We start from the raw sequence: 2,102 nt of genomic DNA on the forward strand, positions 1-2,102 counted from the left end.
CCACATTAATTACTGGTGACTCAGAAATGACGGGTAAAGCAGTCGCTAAACAATTAGGAATAGATGAAGTGATTGCGAATGTCATGCCGGAAGACAAATCCAGAATTATAGACGAACAAAAAGAAAAATACGGTGTAGTTACCATGGTTGGAGACGGAGTGAATGATGCCCCCGCTCTCGTAAACGCAGATGTGGGAATCGCTATGGGAGATGGGACCGATGTGGCAGTAGAGGTATCGGATTTAGTTTTAATGCAAAACGATTTATCCAAATTGGTACAATCTCATAATATATCTACGAAAATGAATCGTGTCATTTGGCAGAATGTTATTTTTTCAATGGCCGTTGTTGCCTTTTTAGTTGTCGTTAGTTTCTTAGGCTTAACGGAAATTGCAATCAGTGTCATTATTCATGAAGGAAGTACATTGGTTGTTATTCTGAATGGGCTTCGATTGTTAAGGTCTAATTCTAAGCCTATCAAAAATTAATAACCTGTTTCAAATATTAACTAATTCTCGTTTTCATATGCCTCTGAAGTTTTGGAAACTTTAGAGGCATATTTTTATAAATCAGTTAGTATCAAAAACAATCGATTTTGAGACTATTCTAAACAACTAAAATTTCAGCTGAAAAGAGGGCTTTTCAAGTATCAAAACTTTACTTTCTATCTACGTATCTTTATCCCCCCTTTGTGATCCAATTGAGAAAATAAAAAAGAGAAGAAAGAGGATTATGAGTGGGTATGTATATGGGTATGCCAGAGTAAGTACACGTTCACAGGAATTGGATCGCCAGTTGGACTTACTCAATGACCGAAATTGCAATGAGATACTAACCGAAAAGATGACGGGAACCAAAGCTAACCGTCCGCAATTAAATCGACTGAAAGATAAATTGCGTCCAGGTGATACAGTTGTCGTGGAAAGCTTCTCTCGTTTGGGTCGCAGTACAAAAGATTTAATTGAACTTGTAAATTACTTTGAAGAACATAATATAAAGTTGATCAGCTTAAAAGAGAATTTTGATACTGCCACTCCACATGGTCGGCTTATGATGACTGTATTTCAAGCATTTAGCCAATTTGAGCGAGATTTGATTGTTGAACGTACAAAAGAAGGTTTAAAAAGTGCTCGTGCGAGAGGGCGAAAAGGCGGACGTCCGCCTGTAAACCAACGAGATATTGAACGAGCAATAAAATTGTACGAAAGTCAGGATTACAGTGTGAAAGAAATTGTTGAAATGACTGGAATAAGCAAAGCCACTCTTTATCGTTATTTAAATAAGAAGAAAAAATAAACTATTAACCCCCTCTATTTGCGAAAGGAGATGTTTCATGGAAAAAGACCTGCCTCCATTAACTTCATATTCAGAAGAACTGAGACAAAGAGCCATGGATAAATACAGAGTCATTGCACCCTATCTAAACCATGAGGAAAGTTTGAAAAACATTGCTGAAGAATCAGGTATCCCGAAAAGAACCTTGTACCATTGGATAAACCAATACCGACAATCGGGGCTAAAAGGACTAGTTCGAAAAAAGCGATCAGATTCTGGAAGCTTTAAAGTGAAAGAAAACGTGCAAGAAGAAATCAAAAAACTGATATTCAAATACAGAAAAAATTCCTTAACTTCTATCCATCGAAAAATCTGTATTATTTGCGAAATAAAGAACTGGGAGCAACCTAGCTACAGTCAAGTGTATACAATTTCGAAAAGTCTATCGCCACAATTAAAGGAACTAGCCCATAAAGGAAAAAAAGAATATCAAAATAACTATGATTTGATTTATCGACGTGAATGTCATTACTCCAATGAAATATGGCAGGCTGACCACACTCCCTTGGATATCCTTGTCTTAAACGAAAAAGGAAAGCCAGAGAGGCCATGGTTAACAATTATTTTAGATGATTATAGCCGAGCAGTTGCAGGTTATTTCCTTAGTTTTCAAGACCCTTCTGCTATTCAAACTTCTTTAGTCTTACACCAAGCAATATGGAAAAAAAGCAACTCTGATTGGCAAATATGTGGTATGCCTGAAACTTTCTATACCGATCACGGAAGTGATTTCACTTCAAATCATTTGGAGCAAGTCGCAATTGATT

Annotated in this window: 3 protein-coding genes; all 3 read left to right on the plus strand. The window is 36.7% G+C overall.

Annotated features, from left to right (window positions below):
- Positions 1–488: HAD-IC family P-type ATPase (locus ACFO5Y_RS00020; protein WP_380706306.1), on the plus strand; the 488-nt coding region annotated here is incomplete at its 5' end.
- 244 nt (positions 489–732) lie between these two features.
- Positions 733–1,296, plus strand: a complete 564-nt coding sequence (locus ACFO5Y_RS00025; RefSeq protein ID WP_197105368.1) for a recombinase family protein — start codon at positions 733–735, stop codon at positions 1,294–1,296.
- A 37-nt stretch (positions 1,297–1,333) separates the two neighbouring features.
- The coding region (locus ACFO5Y_RS00030) for a helix-turn-helix domain-containing protein (RefSeq protein WP_380706307.1) at positions 1,334–2,102 on the plus strand (769 nt) is incomplete at its 3' end.

This window comes from Ruoffia tabacinasalis (assembly GCF_042652985.1).
GTDB lineage: Bacteria > Bacillota > Bacilli > Lactobacillales > Aerococcaceae > Ruoffia > Ruoffia tabacinasalis.

What these genes read in the sequence shown, in the direction of transcription:
- ACFO5Y_RS00025 (WP_197105368.1), top strand. Translation starts at nt 733, where the DNA reads ATGAGTGGGTATGTATATGGGTATGCCAGAGTAAGTACACGTTCACAG.